This is a genomic window from Streptomyces sp. CNX435 (genome assembly GCF_059570575.1).
The window spans coordinates 18,872-36,643 of sequence record NZ_JCANTA010000011.1; the positions used below are offsets into that span (position 1 = coordinate 18,872).

16 protein-coding genes are annotated in these 17,772 nt (G+C 75.0%); 8 read left to right on the plus strand and 8 right to left on the minus strand.

Features of this window, described 5'->3' with window-relative positions; genetic code table 11:
- Positions 1-87: 87 nt before the first annotated feature.
- A complete protein-coding gene (locus tag T328_RS19175) occupies positions 88-948 on the minus strand; it encodes a hypothetical protein (RefSeq protein ID WP_496497311.1) in 861 nt (286 codons plus the stop codon).
- A gap of 127 nt (positions 949-1,075) precedes the next feature.
- Between T328_RS19175 and T328_RS19180 the strand changes: the two genes are divergently transcribed.
- Together T328_RS19180 and T328_RS19185 are read left to right on the plus strand one after the other, a co-directional pair.
- Positions 1,076-1,669, plus strand: coding sequence for a phosphatase PAP2 family protein (locus T328_RS19180; protein WP_496497312.1), 594 nt, complete (start codon positions 1,076-1,078; stop codon positions 1,667-1,669).
- A gap of 69 nt (positions 1,670-1,738) precedes the next feature.
- A complete protein-coding gene (locus T328_RS19185) occupies positions 1,739-3,607 on the plus strand; it encodes a sigma-70 family RNA polymerase sigma factor (RefSeq protein WP_496497313.1) in 1,869 nt (622 codons plus the stop codon).
- Between the two features lie 209 nt (positions 3,608-3,816).
- Here the strand turns inward: T328_RS19185 and T328_RS19190 are convergent, their stop codons facing one another.
- Entirely contained in the window at positions 3,817-4,605 is a 789-nt protein-coding gene (locus T328_RS19190) for a DUF3109 family protein (RefSeq protein WP_496497499.1), read from the minus strand.
- Positions 4,606-4,714: 109 nt separating this feature from the next.
- Between T328_RS19190 and T328_RS19195 the strand changes: the two genes are divergently transcribed.
- The 3 genes from T328_RS19195 to T328_RS19205 all read left to right on the plus strand — a co-directional run bounded on the left by T328_RS19195 (position 4,715) and on the right by T328_RS19205 (position 7,345).
- Positions 4,715-5,641 carry a Ppx/GppA family phosphatase gene (locus T328_RS19195; protein ID WP_496497314.1) on the plus strand — a complete coding sequence of 309 codons (927 nt, stop codon included), beginning with the start codon at positions 4,715-4,717 and terminating at the stop codon, positions 5,639-5,641.
- Between the two features lie 200 nt (positions 5,642-5,841).
- Positions 5,842-6,654: a sugar phosphate isomerase/epimerase family protein gene (locus T328_RS19200; RefSeq protein WP_496497500.1), complete on the plus strand. Its 813-nt coding sequence runs from the start codon at positions 5,842-5,844 to the stop codon at positions 6,652-6,654.
- Positions 6,655-6,670: 16 nt separating this feature from the next.
- Positions 6,671-7,345, plus strand: coding sequence for a TetR/AcrR family transcriptional regulator (locus T328_RS19205; protein WP_496497315.1), 675 nt, complete (start codon positions 6,671-6,673; stop codon positions 7,343-7,345).
- Positions 7,346-7,383: 38 nt separating this feature from the next.
- Here T328_RS19205 and T328_RS19210 read toward each other — a convergent pair whose 3' ends face one another.
- Together T328_RS19210 and T328_RS19215 are read right to left on the minus strand one after the other, a co-directional pair.
- A complete protein-coding gene (locus T328_RS19210) occupies positions 7,384-8,301 on the minus strand; it encodes a phosphoribosylaminoimidazolesuccinocarboxamide synthase (protein WP_496497316.1) in 918 nt (305 codons plus the stop codon).
- Between the two features lie 58 nt (positions 8,302-8,359).
- Positions 8,360-9,463 (minus strand): alkene reductase, encoded by a 1,104-nt coding sequence (locus T328_RS19215; RefSeq protein ID WP_496497317.1) that lies wholly within the window; start codon positions 9,461-9,463, stop codon positions 8,360-8,362.
- Between the two features lie 120 nt (positions 9,464-9,583).
- Between T328_RS19215 and T328_RS19220 the strand changes: the two genes are divergently transcribed.
- Positions 9,584-12,358, plus strand: coding sequence for a helix-turn-helix transcriptional regulator (locus T328_RS19220; protein WP_496497318.1), 2,775 nt, complete (start codon positions 9,584-9,586; stop codon positions 12,356-12,358).
- Positions 12,359-12,395: 37 nt separating this feature from the next.
- On the opposite strand, the gene T328_RS19225 is transcribed toward T328_RS19220, so the two are convergent.
- Together T328_RS19225 and T328_RS19230 are read right to left on the minus strand one after the other, a co-directional pair.
- Positions 12,396-13,646 (minus strand): outer membrane protein assembly factor BamB family protein, encoded by a 1,251-nt coding sequence (locus T328_RS19225; protein ID WP_496497319.1) that lies wholly within the window; start codon positions 13,644-13,646, stop codon positions 12,396-12,398.
- A gap of 172 nt (positions 13,647-13,818) precedes the next feature.
- Entirely contained in the window at positions 13,819-14,406 is a 588-nt protein-coding gene (locus T328_RS19230; protein ID WP_496497320.1) for a TetR/AcrR family transcriptional regulator, read from the minus strand.
- Positions 14,407-14,546: 140 nt separating this feature from the next.
- Here T328_RS19230 and T328_RS19235 point away from each other — a divergent pair, with 140 nt between their 5' ends.
- Positions 14,547-15,329, plus strand: a complete 783-nt coding sequence (locus T328_RS19235; protein ID WP_496497321.1) for an SDR family NAD(P)-dependent oxidoreductase — start codon at positions 14,547-14,549, stop codon at positions 15,327-15,329.
- 57 nt (positions 15,330-15,386) lie between these two features.
- On the opposite strand, the gene T328_RS19240 is transcribed toward T328_RS19235, so the two are convergent.
- Positions 15,387-15,779, minus strand: coding sequence for a nitroreductase family deazaflavin-dependent oxidoreductase (locus tag T328_RS19240; protein WP_496497322.1), 393 nt, complete (start codon positions 15,777-15,779; stop codon positions 15,387-15,389).
- Between the two features lie 173 nt (positions 15,780-15,952).
- Positions 15,953-16,981: a hypothetical protein gene (locus tag T328_RS19245; RefSeq protein ID WP_496497323.1), complete on the minus strand. Its 1,029-nt coding sequence runs from the start codon at positions 16,979-16,981 to the stop codon at positions 15,953-15,955.
- Positions 16,982-17,072: 91 nt separating this feature from the next.
- On the opposite strand from T328_RS19245, the gene T328_RS19250 reads away from it, so the two are divergent.
- Positions 17,073-17,666 (plus strand): TetR/AcrR family transcriptional regulator, encoded by a 594-nt coding sequence (locus T328_RS19250; RefSeq protein ID WP_496497324.1) that lies wholly within the window; start codon positions 17,073-17,075, stop codon positions 17,664-17,666.
- The last annotated feature ends 106 nt before the right edge of the window (positions 17,667-17,772 follow it).

Here is a 17,772-nt window from a genome sequence, read left to right on the forward strand (position 1 = left end):
CGGGGGCGCGGGGACGTACCGTCCTTCGGGTCGTCCGGCCCGGCCGCGTGTAGCGCCTAGCGCCAACGTGACGTACCCGCAGGGCCGCTACGCCTTCTCCAGCACGAACGGCGCCGTGGCCGTCGCGAACCCCGCCGCGCTCACCTCGGCCTCGTAGCTCCCCGCCCCCGCGGTGCCCGCCTTCGGCGTCGCGCAGCGCGGCTCGCTCGCCCGCATGTCCCACTCGTACGTCCGCGAGACCTCGCTGCCCGCCGGCACCGCCAGCAGGATCGGGTCGGTCGTCCACGGGCAGTCGTCCGACGCCCACCACCGGTTCTCGCCGCCGGTCGCCGCCGAGATCGTGAGCACCGCCGAGGTCGGCGAGAAGTCCAGCTTGCAGTCCTTGGCACCGGAGTTGACGGCGGTCAGCTCGAACACCGGCCGCTCCCCCGGCGCGTACGAGCGCTCCTCGCTGCGCAGCGTCAACTCCACGTCGTCCGCGGCGCAGCCGGCCATCGCCGAGCCGGCCGGCACGGCGTCCGAGCCCGCCCCGAAGCCGCCGCCCGCGGAGCCCGCGCCGCCCGCGGAGCCGGCGCCGCCGGCGGAGCCGCCGTCCTCGCCGTCACCGGAGCCGTCGCCCCCGTCGGTGTCGCCGGAGCCGTCCGATCCGCCCGAGCCCTCGGAGTCACCCGAGCCGCCGTCCTCGTCACCGGAGCCGCCGGAGCCGCCGCTCGTCTCGTCCCGCCCGCCGGGCGGGTTGTCGATCACCGACGAGTCGTCGGTCGGCCCCGGAGTGATCGACGCGGCCGGGTCCTTGCGCTCGCCGGCGGTGTTCTCATTACCACCCCCGAGGTTGACGACCACGATGGCGAAGAGCACGAGCACAGCGAGCAGGCCGAGCAGAACCGCCCGACGTCGCCAGTAGATGGCGGACGGCAGCGGACCCACAGGACGGCGGAAAGATCCCACGCGGAAACCTTACGAGACTTGGGGCGCAAGGCGGTCCCGTACCCGCCGCGCGGTCTGACTTTCGTCAGGGGAGCGTACTGACTTTCGCCGGAAGTGGTGAACCGGTCACGCTTCGTACCGTCCCGGGATGAACGAAGAGCTGTATCGAGACGTCACCTCCCTCGCCCGCCACACCCCCGACTGGCTGCACGCGCTCGCCGAGTACGGCACGGACGCCGGCCTGGTGCTGCTGGCCGCGCTCTTCGCCGCCGCCTGGTGGGCGGCGCCGCGGCGCGCGCCGGTGGTCGCGGGGGCGGCGGGCACGGTGGCGGCGTACGGGCTGAGCGAGTTGCTGAAGGCGTGGGTGGAGCGGGAGCGGCCGTGCCGGGCGGTGCGCGGGGCGGCGGAGCCGCTGGCGGACTGCCCGCCGCCGGGCGACTGGTCGTTCCCCAGCAACCACGCGACGATCGCCGGCGCCGCGGCGGTCGCGCTGGCGCTGGCGTGGCCGCGGATCACGGCGTGGGTGCTGCCGTTCGGCGCGCTGCTGGCGGCGTCGCGCGTCTTCGTCGGCGTGCACTATCCCCTCGACGTGGCGGCCGGGCTCGCGCTGGGCGCGGCGGTCGCGACGCCGGGCGTGGTCCTCGCGCGCGTACGGATCGGGGGCGCGCACGCTCGCCGCGGGGCGCCGCGGCGTACGCCGCGAACACCTTCGCGGCGACGACGTCCCCCATTGAGTGAGTAAGTCACCCGTAGGGGTGAGAGGCGCCCAACTACCCCGATCCGTACGCGACCATGCGCCTACGTTCGCGGGGTGACGAGCCGCAGCCACCCCGAGCCCGCCCGGCAGCCGCCGCCGGCGCAGCACCCGCCCGCGCAGTACGAGCCTTACCTGGACGGCCTGTTCACGTACTGCATGTCGGTGCTGTGCGACCACGACGACGCGGTCGCCGCCCTCGGCGACGTACTCGCGATCGCCGAACGCCAGCCGCGGCGGCGGCCCGCGACGCCCGCCGAGTGGCGGCCCTGGCTGTACTCGCTGGCCCGCTGGGCCTGTCTGCGCCGCATGGAGCGGAAGCCGGCACCGCGCACGGCACCGCGGACGTCACATCGGTCGACGCCGAAGCCGCCGCGCCGGTCGGTGCCGAAGCCGGCCCTGCGGCCGGCCGCGGAGAAGCGTTCCGCCTCCGCCGAAGAGAAGCGTTCCGCCTCCGGCACGGAGAAGCGTTCCGCCTCCGGCACGGAGCCCGCGCCGAAGGCCGTGCCGGAGCCCGCCGCCCAGGAGCGCCGTCGCGAACTGGCCGCGCTCGCCTGGCCCGAGGCGGCCGGCACCACACCGGAGCAGCGCGAGGCGCTGGAGCTGGCCGTACGGCACCGGCTGCCGGCCGACGAACTCGCCATCGTGCTCGGCATGGACCCGGACGCCGCCCGCGTGCTGCTGTCCACCGCCGTCGCGGAGGTCGAGCGGACCCGGGCCGCGCTCGCCGTCGTCGACCAGCACGGCTGCCCCGCGATCGCCCGCCTCGCCGGCGACCGCCGGCTGTTCCTCAGCGCCGCCCTCAGCCGCGAGCTGGTCCGGCACGTCGACGACTGCGCCGACTGCCGCCGCGCCGCCGAGCGCGCCGGCGCCGGCTGGGCCTGGCCCGGCACGCTGCGCGCCGCGCGCCCGGACGGCCCGCTGCCGGTGCTGCCGGCGCCCCGCGCCGCCGCCCACGCGGCGATGCTGCACGCCCAGCGCACGCGCTTCGCACACCCGCCCCGCTTCGACCGCCGCGGCTACCCCCGCGACCCCCGGCACCGCGCCGCCCGCCGCGGCCGGCTGCGCTCGCGGGTGGTGACGTCGACCGCCGTGGCCACCGTCATCGCGGCGCCGGTGCTGGCGCTGTGGGCCGCGAACCGCGATGCGCCGGCCACCGGCGAGGCGCAGTCCGGCTGGCCGCCGCCGAGCGCGGGCGCGGGCGACCCGGAGTCGCTGGCCGGCCGACCGGTGGAGAAGGCCGGCAGCGCACACGACGGCCCCTCGCCCGGGCCGCCGTCCGACCACCGCGGCAACCGGCCGGACGTGTCGGTCGAGGTCATGGACCACGGCGGGCGGGCCGCGGGCCGGCCGGAGGTGGGCCCGGGGCGGCTGACGGTGGAGGCGTGGCCGAGCGGGGAGATCACGTACCTCCGGCTGCGGGCGTCCGGCGGCACGGCCGTCGACTGGCGGCTCGGGACGGACGCGCCGTGGCTGCGGTTCAGCGCGACGTACGGGACGCTGCGACCCGGCGAGTCGACGACGGTCGCGGTGGCGGTGGCGAAGGCGGGCGAGCCGCGGGGCGGCTGGCAGGCGCGGGTGTACGTGTCGCCGGGTGAGACGGCGATCCTGATCAGCGGCTCGGGCAGCGGTCGTACGGGTACGGGGCCGGGGTCGCCGGACCCGTCCCGCCCACCATCGGACCCGCCGGACCCGTCACCGTCGGACCCCGACCCGTCACCGTCGGACCCCGACCCGTCACCGTCGGACCCCGACCCGTCACCGTCGGACCCCGATCCGTCGCCCTCGGACCCCGACCCGAGCCCGTCGGACCCGGACCCGAGCCCATCGGACCCGGACCCCACGCCGACCGCCTCCGACGGCAGCGCGAGCCCGCCGGCCTCGTCGCCGCCGCCCCCGGCGCAGGCACCGTCGCCGACAGGCTGACAGCTTGGGCAGCGCCGCCCCGGCCCGCCGTACGTCCCCCGCGCCCCCACCCCACGGGCCGGCGACCCGGCTCCACCCGCCTCGGCCCGGCGCAACCCGACTCGCGCCCGCCCCGGCGAGGCACCACCCGCCGCAGCCCCGCCCAGCCCGTACCGCCCGGCCCGTACCGCCCACCCCCCGCCGGACGCCCCCGTACCGCCCGGTCCTCCTCAGTCCGCCGGGTGCGGCGCCGGCAGGGCCCCGTGCTCCGCCGCGCGCAGCCGCTCCGCGCACAGCGCCGCCAGCCGCTCGTACGCCTTCTCCCCCATCAGCGCCACCAGCTCCGGCCGGTACGACTCGTACACCGGCCGCCCCCCGCCGTGCGCCGACGGCGCCGACGTGCACCACCAGTGCAGGTCGTGCCCGCCCGGACCCCAGCCGCGGCGGTCGTACTCGCCGATCGAAACCACGAGCACCTTCGTGTCGTCCGGCCGCGTCACCCACTCGTACGCCCGCCGCACCGGCAGCTGCCAGCAGACGTCCGGCTTGGTCTCCAGCGGCTCCCGACCCTCGCGCAGCGCCAGCAGGTGCAGCGCGCAGCCGGCGCCGCCGGCGAAGCCGGCCCGGTTGTGGAAGACGCAGGCGCCGTCCACCCGCCGCGTCTTGCGCTCGCCGTCCTCGTCGGTCTCGATCCAGCCGCCCCTGCTCCGCCCCTCGTCGTGGTACTGCCACAGCTCGGGCGTGAGCCGCCGGACGTGCCGGGCGACCCGCTTCTCGTCGTCCTCGTCGGAGAAGTGCGCGCCCAGCGTGCAGCAGCCGTCGTCGGGCCCGGCCGCGTCGATGCCCTGGCAGCCGCGGCCGAAGATGCACGACCAGCGTGACGTCAGCCACGTCAGGTCGCAGCGGAAGACCTGTTCGTCGTCGGCGGGGTCGGGGAACTCCACCCACGCGCGGGCGAAGTCCAGCCCGACCTCCTCCGCCCGCGCGGCGGCGACCTCGCGCCCGGCGTCCTCGCGCACGGCATCCTCGCGTGCGACGACCGAAACGGCTTGCGTTTTGCCCTGTTTCTTCCTCTTGCTCACGAGACCCAGCGTACGGCCGCCCGACGACGCGCTAGCGTTTCCCGTTATGCGACTCGGCGTTCTCGATGTGGGCTCCAACACTGTGCACCTGCTGGTGGTCGACGCGCACCCCGGTGCCCGCCCGCTGCCCGCGTACTCGCACAAGGCGGAGCTGCGGCTCGCCGAACTCCTCGACGACGAGGGCGCGATAAGCGATCACGGGGTCGAGCGGCTGATCGCCACCGTGCACGAGGCGCTGCAGGTGTCCGAGGACAAGGGCGCGGAGGACGTGCTGCCGTTCGCCACCTCCGCGGTCCGCGAGGCGGCCAACGCCGAGGCCGTGCTCGCCCGGGTCGCCGACGAGACGGGCGTGAAGCTGACCGTGCTGACCGGCGAGGAGGAGGCCCGGCTGACGTTCCTGGCCGCGCGCCGCTGGTTCGGCTGGTCGGCGGGGAGGCTGCTGGTCCTGGACATCGGCGGGGGGTCGCTGGAGATCGCGTACGGGATCGACGAGGACCCCGACAAGGCGGTCTCCCTGCCGCTCGGCGCCGGCCGGCTGACCACCTCCCGGCTGCCGGGCGACCCGCCCGACCCCGACGACGTACGGGCGCTGCGCCGCTACGTACGCGCGGAGATCGCCCGGGTCGTCAGCGAGTTCAGCCGGCTCGGGGAGCCGGACCACGTGGTGGCGACGTCCAAGACGTACCGGCAGCTGGCGCGGATCGCGGGCGCGGCCCGCTCGGCGGAGGGGCTGTACACGCACCGGGCGCTGACGGCGAAGGCTCTGGAGGAGTGGGTGCCGCGGCTGGCCGCGATGCCGGTAGCGGAGCGGGCGGAGCTGCCGGGGGTGTCGGAGGGCAGGGCGCGGCAGCTGCTCGCGGGGGCGCTGGTGGCGGAGGGGGCGATGGACCTGTTCGGGGTGGACACGGTGGAGATCTGTCCGTGGGCGCTGCGCGAGGGGATCATCCTGAAGCGGCTGGACCAGCTCCCGTGACCCGGCGGGCCGCGCGCGAGGCCGCGTACCCTGTCCCCGTGGCAGGAGCATCCCGTTACCGGACCGACGAGCACGACGAGACCGGCGAGACCGGCAAAACGGACGGGCGTGGTACGGAGACCGCAACGAAGACCGGGGCCGGAACCGAGACCCCCACCGGCGGCGACGCCGACCCCCGGGCCGCCGCCGGCGGGGTCCGGGTGCCGGACGCGCGGGTCACCCTGTCCACCGCCTCCGTGTATCCCGAGTCGACCGCGACCGCCTTCGAGACCGCCGCGCGCCTCGGCTACGACGGCGTCGAGGTCATGGTCTGGACCGACCCCGTCAGCCAGGACGTCGAGGCGCTGCGCCGGCTCTCCGACCACCACGGCGTCCCGGTGCTCGCCATCCACGCCCCCTGCCTGCTGATCACGCAGCGCGTGTGGGCGCGTGACCCGTGGGAGAAGCTGCGGCGCGCGCAGTCCGCCGCCGAGCGGCTGGGCGCCGAGACCGTGGTGGTGCACCCGCCGTTCCGCTGGCAGCGCTCGTACGCGCGCGACTTCGTCCGCGGCATCTGGCGCATGGCCGACGAGACCGCCGTGCAGTTCGCCGTGGAGAACATGTACCCCTGGCGCTACCGCGAGAAGGAGATGCTCGCGTACGCGCCCGACTGGGACGTCACCAACGAGGACTACCGGCACCACACCCTGGACCTCTCCCACACCGCCACCGCCCGCAACGACGCGCTGGAGATGGCCGACCGCATGGGCGACCGGCTGTGCCACGTGCACCTGGCCGACGGCTCCGGGTCCGGCAAGGACGAGCACCTGGTGCCCGGCCGCGGGAACCAGCCGTGCGCCGAGATGCTGGAGCGGCTGGCGGCCCGCGGGTTCGGCGGGCAGGTCGTGGTGGAGATCAACACCCGGCGGGCGATGTCGGCGGCGGAGCGCGAGTCGGACCTCGCGGAGTCGCTGGCCTTCACCCGGCTCAACCTCGCGGCGGCGGTCCCGCGGGGCAGGGGCACGTCGTCATGAGACCCGGGAGAGCCGCGTGAGGCCCAGGAGAGCTGCGGACGACCCTCCCAAACGGGGCCGGGGGCGGCCCCGGCGCGGCGCCGTCGAGGACGGGCCCGGCACCCGGGACCGGATTCTGGCGACGGCCCGTACGGAGTTCGCCGAGCTCGGCTACGACAAGACCTCCATCCGCGGCATCGCCAAGTCCGCGGGCGTCGACCCGGCGCTGGTCCACCACTACTTCGGCACCAAGGAGCAGGTCTTCGAGGCGGCCCTCGAAGTCACCTTCGCGCCCGCGATGGCCATACCGGACATCGTCGTCGCCGGGCCGATGGACGGCGCGGGCGAGCGCATGACCCGCTTCTTCTTCGGCGTCTGGGAGAACCGGCTCTCGCGCGAGCCTTTACTGGCCGTCATCCGCTCCGCGGTGAGCAACGAGACGGCCGCGGCCATCTTCCGCCGCATCGTCACGCGCAACCTGCTGCGCCGGGTCACGCCGTCGCTGCCGCAGCCGGACGCCGAGATGCGGGCGGAGCTGGCGGTGGCGCAGCTGGTGGGGACGGCGATGCTGCGCTACATCATCAGGCTGGAACCGATGGCCTCGGCCGAACCGGAGGAGCTGATCGGGCGGCTGGCGCCGATCGTGCAGTACCACCTGACGGGCGGAGAGCCGACGACACAACCACAGCCACAACCGCCGACGGAGGGCTAGGAGCCCGGCCCCACGAGACCCCGCTCAGGACCCCCCGCTCAGGAATCCCAGCGCTCCCCCGTCAGCCGCTCGTACGCCTCCACGTACTTCGCCCGCGTACGCTCCACCACCGCCGCCGGCAGCGCCGGCGGCGGTGCCTCGCCGCGCCGGTCCCAGCCGGACTCGGCGGAGCTGAGCCAGTCGCGTACGTACTGCTTGTCGAAGGCCGGCTGCGGCCGGCCCGGCAGCCAGTCGTCGATGGCCCAGTAGCGGGAGGAGTCCGGCGTCAGCACCTCGTCGCCGAGTACCAGCTCGCCCTCGCCGATCGCGTCGCCCGTGTAGCCGAACTCGAACTTCGTGTCCGCCAGGATCAGCCCCCGCTGACGCGCGACGTCCCGCCCGCGCCCGTACACCTCCAGCGTCACCCGGCGCAGGTCCGCCGCGACGGCCGCGCCGAAGCCGCGGACCACCTCCTCGTACGTGACGTTCTCGTCGTGCTCCCCCACCTCCGCCTTCGTCGCCGGCGTGAAGACGGGCGCGGGCAGCGCGGAGGCGTCGGTGAGGCCCGGGGGCAGGCCGACGCCGCAGACCGCGCCGGACTCGGCGTACTCCGCGAGCCCCGAGCCCGTCAGATAGCCGCGGGCCACGCACTCCACCGGCACCATCCGCAGCGGGCGGCACACCAGAACGCGCCCCGCCCAGTCGGCGGGGGCGCCCTCGGGCAGCTCGGTGGAGAGCACGTGGTGCGGCACGATGTCGGCGACGCGGTCGAACCACCACAGCGACAGCCGGGTCAGGATGCGGCCCTTGTCGGGGATCTCGGAGGGGAGCACCCAGTCGTACGCGGACATCCGGTCACTGGACACCATCACCAGCCGGCCGGCGGCGTCCTCGTACAGGTCGCGGACCTTGCCGGTGTGCAGGTGCACCAGGCCGGGCACCTGGACGGGCTGGGGCTTCTCCACGAAACCGGTCACGGATTCCTCCGGGGTTTGCCGATGCGACAGTCCAATTGTCCCGCATCGCCGCCCCGGTTCATCCGGCGGCGGGTGCCACCTGCGCGAGCGCCGGGTAGTCCGTGTACCCGCGGTGGTCGCCGCCGTAGTACGTCGCCTCGTCGGCCTCGTTGTACGGGCCGCCGGCCCGGGCCCGGGCGAGCAGGTCCGGGTTGGCCAGCCAGCGCCCGCCGAGGGCGACGACGTCCGCGACGCCCGCCGCCAGCAGCTGCTCCGCGTCCGCGACCGGGTCGATGCCGCCGTGGTGCATGGAGTTCAGCATCAGCGGGCCCGCCCAGTCGCGGCGTATCTGCTCGGTCACGCCGCGCAGCTCCGGGGTCGCCTCCAGGAGGTGCAGATAGGCCAGCGGATACGGGGCCAGGGCGGTGAGCAGCGCCGCGTACACCTCGGCCGCGTCGCTCTCGGTGACGCCGTTGGCGCCGTTGGCGGGCGAGATGCGCAGCGCGGTGCGGTCCGCACCGATCGCCTCGCTGACCGCCCGTACCGACTCGACCGCGAAGCGGATGCGGTTCTCCGCCGGGCCGCCGTAGGCGTCGGTGCGCCGGTTGGCGCCGTCGCCGAGGAACTGGTGGATGAGGTAGCCGTTGGCGCCGTGCAGCTCGACGCCGTCGAAGCCCGCCTCGATCGCGTTGCGCGCGCCGGCCGCGAAGTCCCGGACGATCTCGCCGATGTCGCCGGCGGTCAGCTCGCGCGGCACCGGGTGCGGCAGCATCCCCTGGTCGTTGGTGAACAGCGACTCGCCGGAGGCGAGGGCCGACGGCGCCTCCGGAAGCCCGCCGTCCGGGTAGAGGTAGGGGTGGCCGACGCGGCCGGCGTGCAGCAGCTGCAGGAAGATCCGGCCGCCGGCGGCGTGCACCCGGTCGGTCACCTTCCGCCAGGCGGCGACCTGGGCGGCGGTGTGGATGCCGGGCGTCTGGATGTAGCCCTGGCCGCGCACGCTGGGCTGGGTGCCCTCGGTGATGATCAGCGCGGCCCCGGCCCGCTGCTCGTAGTAGTCGGCGTGCAGCTCGGACACCAGTCCGCTGTCCGCGGTGGCCCGGGAGCGGGTCATCGGGGCCATCGCCAGCCGGTTCGGGAGGTCGAGGCGGCCGACGCGGACGGATTCGAAGAGTGCGTTCGTCATGGGTCGAACGTAGGAAGCGGGGAATGCCCGCCGGATCCGTAGCGCTTCGGTAGTGGCATACCGTAAACCGTCCCGCCGACCCACCCGACCCACCCGACCCACCCACGTAGGTAATGACTGGTGATTCTGTACGGGCGTGAGAAGGAACTGGCCCGGCTCGACGCGCTGATCGGCGCGGCCGAGGACGGCCGCGGGCAGAGCCTCGTGCTGCGCGGCGAGGCGGGCATCGGCAAGTCGTCGCTGCTCGGGTACGCCGAGGACGAGGCGCGGCGGCGCGGCTTCACGGTGCTGCGCGGCGTCGGCTGGGAGGCCGAGCGGGGGGTTGCGTTCGCGGCGCTGCACCAGTTGCTACGGCCCGTGCTCGACCGCGCCGGCAAGCTGCCGCAGCCGCAGGCGGACGCGCTGGACGCCGCCGTCGGCACCGGCGCCGCCGCCGAGCGCGACCGGTTCCTCGTCGGGCTCGCGGTGCTGTCGCTGCTCGCCGAGGCGGCCGAGGACGCGCCGGTGCTGTGCCTGGTGGACGACGCGCAGTGGCTCGACGAACCGTCCGTCGACGCGCTGCTGTTCGCCGCCCGCCGGCTGGGCGTCGAGCGCGTCGCCCTGCTCTTCGCCGCCCGCGGCACGCAGGCCGGCGGGGACGACCGCTGCGGCGAGGACCGCTTTCCCGCCGCCGGGCTGCCGCAGGTGGGGCTGTCCCGCCTCGGCCGCGACGACGCGCTGGCGCTGCTCGCCGGCCTCGACGTGCCCGCGGCGGTACGGAACCGGGTGCTGGACGAATCCGCCGGAAACCCGCTCGCGCTGCGCGAGTTCGGCGCCGCCGGGCCCGCCGCCGCCCGCCGGCAGGCCGCCGGGCACCCGCTGCCCGCCGCCGACCGGGTGCTCGCCGCGTACCGCAGCCGCGTGCTGGAGCTGCCGGAGCGGACCCGCCTGATGCTGCTCATCGCCGCCGCCGACTCCCGCAGCACCCTGCGGTACGTGATGGCCGCGGCCGGGCGACTGGGCGTCGGGCCCGCGGACCTGGCGGCGGCGGAGCAGCAGGGGCTGGTGACCGTGGCCGGGGAGGTCATCGAGTTCCGCCACCCCCTGATCCGTACCGCCGCCTACACCGCCGCCCCGCTCGCCCGCCGCGTCGCCGTGCACGAGGCGATGGCCGCCACCTCCGGCGACGCCGACTGCCGCGCCCGGCACCTGGCGTCGGCCGCGCTCGGGCCCGACGAGGCGGTCGCCGCCGAGCTGGAGGGCTCCGCGCGGCGGGCGCTGGCCCGCGGCGGACCCGCGGCGGCGGCCGACACGTACGCGGAGGCCGCCCGCCTCACGCCGGACCGTCAGGCGCGCGTGCGGCGGCTGACGGCGGCGGCGTGGGCGGCGCAGCATGCGGGGCACGCGGAGCGGGCGGCGCAGTTGGCGGAGGAGGCGTACGGGGAGACGGCCGACCCGCACCGGCGCGCCGAGCTGGCGTACATCGGCTCCTTCTGGCTCTTCGAGAAGGACGCCGCCGCCGAGGCCGCGGCCGTACTCCTCAAGCACGCCCCCGACTCCGTGGCGCACGGCCCGGCCATGACGCGCACGGCGGCCACCTACGCCTGGTTCGGCGGCGACGCCGCGGCCGTGCACCGGGCCGCGGCGCTGCTCGATCGGCACGATCGGCACGGGGACGGCGACGGCGGGAACCGCGCGGTGCGCGGCCTGGCCCACCTCGCCCAGGACGACTTCGCCCGCGGCCTGCCGCTCCTGGCGGACGTGCTCGCGGAGGCGCCGGCCGGCTCCCCGGCCCGGCTGCAGGCCATCTCCGCCGGCTCGTACCTCGCCGACGCCACGCAGCTCCCGCTGATCGCCGAGGAGATCGACCTCGCCCGCCGGGAAGGCGTCATCGGCCGGCTGCCGTACCTCCTGCACGTACTCGCCCGGCACCAGATCTACGCCGGGGACCACCGCGAGGCCGAGGCGACCATCGCCGAGGCCGGCACCATCGCCCGCGACGCGGGCCTGCCGGCCCGGATCGCCCGCCTGCACAACCTCCTCGCCCGCATCCCCGCCATCGAGGGCGACGAGGACCGCGTACGGTCTCTGGTCGTCCCGGCCCTGAACGCGGGCGGCAACTACGGCATCACCGCCCTGGCCCTCCTCGACCTCGGCCTCGGCCGGTACGAGGACGTGCTGAAGCGGCTCGCGGAGGCCCGCGCGGGGGCGGCGCGGTACAGCGCGGCGCTGCTGTTCGCGACGGCGGACGAGGTGGAGGCGGCGGTCCGGCTGGGGTCGCCGGAGCGGGCGGGGGCGGCGGCGCGGCGGTTCGCCGCGTGGGCGGCGGCGAGCGGGCAGCCGTGGGCGCGGGCGGTGGCGCTGCGGAACGAGGCGCTGCTGGCGGAGGCGGACGGGGGCGCGGAGGCGGACGCGGGCGCGGGCGCGGAGGAGGCGTACGGGGGCACGGAGGCGTTCGGGGGCGCCGAGGCGGCGTACGCGGAGGCGACCCGGCTCCACGCGGAGGCGCCGGACACCGGGCGCCCCTTCGAACAGGCCCGCACGGAGCTGCTGTTCGGCGAGTACCTACGCCGCGAACGCCGCCGCACGGAGGCCCGCACCCACCTGCGCACCGCACTCCGGCTCTTCGACCGCCTCGCCGCCACCCCCTGGTCGGACCGCACCCGCGCGGAACTTCGCGCGGCCGGCGACGTCCAGGCCACGGCCCGCGCCACCGCCCCGGACCCGGCGGACCGCCTGACCCCCCAGGAACTCCAGGTCGTCCGCCTCGCGGCGGAGGGCACCAGCAGCCGCGACATCGCCGCCCGGCTGTTCCTCTCCCCCCGCACGGTCGAGTACCACCTGTACAAGGCGTACCCGAAGCTGGGCGTCACCTCCCGCCGCGAACTCCCCGCCGCCCTGGCGGCGATGACATAGGACCCGGCACCCTGCCCGTACGGCCCGTACGGCCGCGCTACCGCTTGTACGCCTCGATCCGCAGCGCTTCCTCGCCGACCTCGGGCTCGGCGAGGACGTACAGCGTGCCGTCGTCGGCGCTGGTGGCCAATGCCTGTGCGGAGCCCATGTCCTGCGGCAGCACGCCCGCGGCCTTCGGCTCGCCGCCCTGCCGCGCGTCCCACAGCGCCAGGCGCTCGCCCGTGGCGTTCACCCCCTCGACCGCGCGGTTCTGGAACGCGACCAGCTCCCCGCCCGACCCGTTCCCGGCGGCCACCGGTTCGGGAGCGAAGTCGAACTCCTGCTTCCACAGCTCCTTACCCGTGGCCAGATCGATGCCCACGTAGTCGTTGGTGGCGTCGTCGTAGGTGGTGACCAGCACCGAGTCCCGGATGGTGAAGTCCCCCGGGTCGAGGTGCAGATACCCGTCGGGCCGGTCCAGCGGCAGGTCGGCCAGGACCTTGCCGCCCTCGCCGAACGACACCAGTTGCTCCTGCGTCGCGACCGTCAGCGGCTCGTCGGCGAGGATCTCGACCTGGGACGGCTGGTCCTCTTCGGTGAAGTCCGGCACGTTCCACAGCTCTTCGCCGCTGCCCGCGTCGTACGCGGCTATGTAGTTCTCGGCGCCGGTCAGATCGGGGCAGTCGACGACGGCGACCAGGTGCCGGGCGCTGTGCCGCCAGTCGGTGTAGAAGTCATCGCACTGCTCGCCCACCGTCACCTCGGGGGTGGGCAGTTCCGCGCCGTCGATCGAGAAGCGGTGCAGGCCGTCCTCGATCAACTCGACCGTGACCGTCTCCTCGCCCACGCTGACGGGCATGACGCCGGCGGCGGGATACGCGCTGTCGCCGGCCGTCAGATCCTCGCTCCACAGCAGCTCGCCACTCGCGGTGTCGACGACCCCCAGCACCGAGCAGGCGTCCCCGCCGGCCTGCGCGCCGGCCGGGGCGAACAGCACGGCGCCGACGCCGTCGCCGTTGACGGTCGGCGAGGCGGCACACGGCGCGCCGGCGCCCTCCGGTGCGGCCAGTTCCCAGGCGACGTCGCCGGTGGCGGCGTCGTGGCCGGTGACCCCGCTGGTGGTGATGCTGACGACCACGTCACCGGCGACCCACAGGGGTGGCAGCCACACGTCCTGCGGCCGGTGGTCCACGGTCTCCGTCCGCCACCGCTCCGCCAGCTCGGGCCCGCTGTCGGCGGCATCGCCGCCCTCGCCTCCGTCGTCCCCGCAGCCCGCGGCGGCCAGCACCACGGCCGCCGTACCCAGCAACGCCCAATTCCTTGCACTCGCACCCATACCGTCGATCGCGTCCTTCTCTTCCGTCTCATCCGTCTCAATGAACTCGGGTTCTTCGGACGCGAGTCCGGAGAGAACGGTTCCGCCCCGGCCACCGGGCGCGTGATGGCCGCCTCAGGGGTGGCCGCCCCAGAGGGATGCCGCCTCAGGGGGCGGCCGGTCTGCCGAAGCCCTGCAGCAGGGTGTCGACGACGCGGGTGGCGAGCGCGTCCACGGCGGCGTCGGTAGCCGGAGCCTCGGCCGCCGCCTCGTGGATGAGCGCGTAGTAGACACGTCGCACCCAGTCCAGATCAGCGTCGGACCGGAGCAGGCCGCCGTCCCGGGCACGTGCGAACAGCCGCTCGCACGAGGCCAGTACCTCGGCGTGTACGCGCACGGTGTCGGCGTCGCCGGTGGAGACGGCGCTTATGGCGAAGCCCCAACCGGTCTTCACGCGCAGCACGTTCGCGGTGACCTGGAAGAGCACGACGGCGGGCGGGGCGGTGTCCGGCCGGGCGGCCTCCACGGCTTCCCGGAACCGCTGTGTCGCCCACGCGACCAGCGCCGTGATCAGGGCGTCCCGCGACGCGAACCGCCGGTGGACGGTGGTCCGTGCCACCCCGGCGGCCTCGGCGATCTGCTCGATGGTGGCGGCCGGGTTCGCGGACAGCACCCGCTCGGCGGCTTCGAGGATCGCGCGTACCGTCCGCTCGGTGTCGGCGCGCAGGGGCTTCGCGGAGGCGGGGGTCGCCATGGGGTGCGGGTCCTTCCGGCCGTGGTCGTTGTGCATCAGCGTACGCCCGTGTGGCGACTCCCCAATAACTTGCAACATTTATGATGCATGTTATAGCTTTTCAGCATCGCCAATGACGCAATATCGGCACGGAGGATCACATGGACCTGCATCTGAACGGCAAGACCGCCCTGGTCACGGGCGCCAGCCGGGGCATCGGGCTGGCCGTCGTCCGAGCCCTGACCGCCGAAGGCGTCCGCGTCGTCGCGGCGGCCCGCACGCCCACCCCGGAGCTGGCGGCGACCGGGGCCGTGCCGACGGCGGTGGATCTGTCCGGCCCCGCCGGAGCCGAGCGCCTCGTGGGCGAGGCCGCGGCCGAACTGGGCGGCATCGACATCCTGGTCAACAACGTCGGCGGTGGCGACGGAGACCTGACCGGCGGCTTCCTCGACCTGACCGACGAGCAGTGGGCGGAGGTGGTTGATCTCAACTTCTTCGCCACCGTGCGCGTCACCCGCGCCGCCCTGCCGGCCCTGCTGGACGCCCGCGGCGCGATCGTCAACGTGTCCTCGATCGGCGCCCGCGTCCCGCACGACGGGCCCGTCCCCTACACCACGGCCAAAGCCGCTCTGACCGCCTTCGGCAAGGCGCTCGCCCACGAGTTCGGCCCGCGGGGAGTGCGCGTGAACACCGTCTCGCCGGGGCCGGTCCGTACGGCGATGTGGGAGAGCCCCACCGGCTACGGCGCGCAGCTGGCCGCCTCCCTGGGGATTCCCCACGCCCACCTCCTGGCCGGACTCCCCACGGCCGCGGGCATGGTCACCGACCGACTCGTCGAGCCGGAGGAGGTCGCCACCCTCGTCACGTACCTCGCCTCACCGCTCGCCGCCTCGACGACCGGCGCCGACCACCGCGTCGACGGCGGAGCGGTCAAGACCGCCTAGTCGGGTGCGGGTTCGGCGCACGTGCCGCCCCGGTGCCGCCGGGGCCCCACGCGCGCGTCAGTCCGCCGGGTCTTCGACGGCCGTGAAGGTGGCGTAGTCGCGGACGCGTACGAGCGTCATGAGAGCACGTGACCAGCGTGGCAGCAGCCGTCGTCCCGGCTCGCCGTGGACGCGTTCGGGCCGGGTGAGTTCGTGGCGCCGACCACGGCGGACCAGATGTCCGCCACCGGCCGCGAGCACGTTCTGGATCCAGTGGACGTCCTTGCCGTACGCCAGGGCGATGACCCAGCCGGTGTCCGTGCGGAATGCCTGCACCGGCGTCTGGTACTGCTTCGCGCTGCGGCGGCCAACGTGTTCGACCACGGCGAGGGGTGGCATGCGGCGGGCAAGTGGGAGCACGGCCGGGTTGACGGTGCGGCTGATCCGGCGGAAGGCGCGCGGCATGGTCATGTCTGGATCTCCTTGTACACCGGCGGGTCGGGGCGCTCGGGACGGGGGTGCTCGGGGCACGGGGTTCGCGGGCCCGGGGTTCGCGGGTCCGGGGTGCTCGGGTCCGGGGTGCTCGGGTCGGGGTGCGGGGCGTCCGGCGGCCCCGGGCGGGTCCTGTCCGGGGCTCCGCCGCCTCAGGCAGGGGCTTCCTGCGGTTGTGCGCGGGGCGGCTGCGGATCGCCGGCCGGTGCTGAGGAGCGGCGGCGTGGCGTGCGCCGGAGCCCGGCGGCGTACAGGGTGATGCCGCCGGCCAGCCAGCAGACGAGCACGAGTGCCGGGCCGAGGCCGCCGGCGCCGTCGAAGTAGGCGACGGAGCGCAGCAGGCTCCCGGTGGCGCCGGGAGGCAACAACTGGCCGAGCGTTCCCCAGCCGGCCGGCAGCAGCTCGGGGGCGCTGGACAGACCGGACAGCGGGTTGCCGAGGACGATGAGCACGACTGCTCCGCAGGCCAGGCCGGCGTTGCCCAGGGCGGTGCGCAGGCCGAGGATCGTCCAGGCGGTGGCGGAGATGCCGAGGATCGCGGCGCCCGCGGTCATCCGGTAGTCGCCGTCCAGCGAACCGAAGGCGAACTGGAGCAGCGCCGTCAGGCTCAGGCCGCCCAGGACGGCGAAGGCCGCCGCCGCCGCGGCCTGGCGCCGGGCCCCTCGGACGGCCGCGAGCACGGCAACGCCGCCTATCCAGCCGCCGAGGGCCAGCGGGAGTGCCCCGGCCGCCAGGCCCGCGCCGGTGGGATCGTCGCCCGGCAGCGGACGTACGTCTTCCACGGGCCTGACGGCCCTCCGGCCCGTATCCAGGCTGCGCGCCAGCACCTCCAGCTCTTCGGCCACCGCGGGGCCGGCCGCGGTGGCCACCAGCAGTCTGGTCTCCGTGGAGGACGTCACGAGGGCGCCGTATACTTCCCGGTCCATGATCAGCGCGCGGGCGTGCGCGGCGTCTCTTGCCGTGTGCAGTTCCCAGGCGTCCGGCTGCCGCGAGGTCAGCTGCTCGCGCACGGCCGTGGCCGAGGACGGCTCACCGCCGACGGCAAGGGGCACCTGGTGCGGCCCCGCGTTCAGGGGCGGCAGCGCGAAGGCCGACAGGAGGACGACCAGGAGCGCCGTCAGAACTCCGACAATCACCCCGATTCGGCCCCAGTCCGTCGCCGCCGGGCTCGGTTCCGCCATGGGAAGCACCTCCAGATAAGAAACTCTGAGTATCTTAAGCCGTGGCGCAGGCAAGCACAATAAGAAACCCGGCGAACCTTAAGGAGTGGGGATGACCGAGCCACCCGCAACCCGGCGCCGCGGCAAGGCGCTGGAGACGGCCATCATGCAGGCGGTGTGGGACCAGCTCGCCGACGTCGGCTACGCGGCCATGACCGTCAAGGACGTGGCCGCGCGGGCCCGTACGAGCAAGGCGGTGCTCTACCGCCGCTGGCCGAGCCGCGCCGAACTGGTCTTCGCCGCGATCATCCACGGCGTGCCGAACCCGGACGACCTCCCCGACACCGGCACGCTCCGGTCGGACACCGCTCAGCTGCTCCAGCAGATCGCCGACAGATTCGCCGACGTCGACACCGACGTGCTGTGGGGGCTGCTGGCCGAAAGCGCCCGCGACCCCGAACTCCTCGGCCTGATCCGCTCCGAACTCCTCAGCGACGTACACCGCGGCCCCACGGCAGTGCTCGTCGAGCGCGCCGTCGCCCGCGGCGAGGTCGATCCCTCGCGGCTGACCGAGCGACGCATCGCACTGCCGCTGGATCTCCTGCGCAACGAGATCCTCGTACGGGGATCGATCACCCCGGAGGCCATCGCCGAGATCGTCGACGAGGTCTTCCTCCCGCTGGTCCGCCCGAATCCGGCGAGCTGAGGACCACCGGTCTTGTAGAAACCTTGACGGACTCTCGCAAGCGCCGGTGAACCCTTCCGCTGCCTCCCGCCCTGCTGTTAGCTACTCCCGCGAGCACCGTTGCCGC

Excerpts from the sequence above, each read along its gene's own strand:
- T328_RS19245 (WP_496497323.1), bottom strand. The coding sequence starts at position 16,981 with ATGGCGGAACCGAGCCCGGCGGCGACGGACTGGGGCCGAATCGGGGTG.
- T328_RS19195 (WP_496497314.1), top strand. The coding sequence starts at position 4,715 with ATGCGACTCGGCGTTCTCGATGTGGGCTCCAACACTGTGCACCTGCTG.
- T328_RS19235 (WP_496497321.1), top strand. The coding sequence starts at position 14,547 with ATGGACCTGCATCTGAACGGCAAGACCGCCCTGGTCACGGGCGCCAGC.
- T328_RS19250 (WP_496497324.1), top strand. The coding sequence starts at position 17,073 with ATGACCGAGCCACCCGCAACCCGGCGCCGCGGCAAGGCGCTGGAGACG.
- T328_RS19240 (WP_496497322.1), bottom strand. The coding sequence starts at position 15,779 with ATGACCATGCCGCGCGCCTTCCGCCGGATCAGCCGCACCGTCAACCCG.
- T328_RS19230 (WP_496497320.1), bottom strand. The coding sequence starts at position 14,406 with ATGGCGACCCCCGCCTCCGCGAAGCCCCTGCGCGCCGACACCGAGCGG.
- T328_RS19180 (WP_496497312.1), top strand. The coding sequence starts at position 1,076 with ATGAACGAAGAGCTGTATCGAGACGTCACCTCCCTCGCCCGCCACACC.
- T328_RS19215 (WP_496497317.1), bottom strand. The coding sequence starts at position 9,463 with ATGACGAACGCACTCTTCGAATCCGTCCGCGTCGGCCGCCTCGACCTC.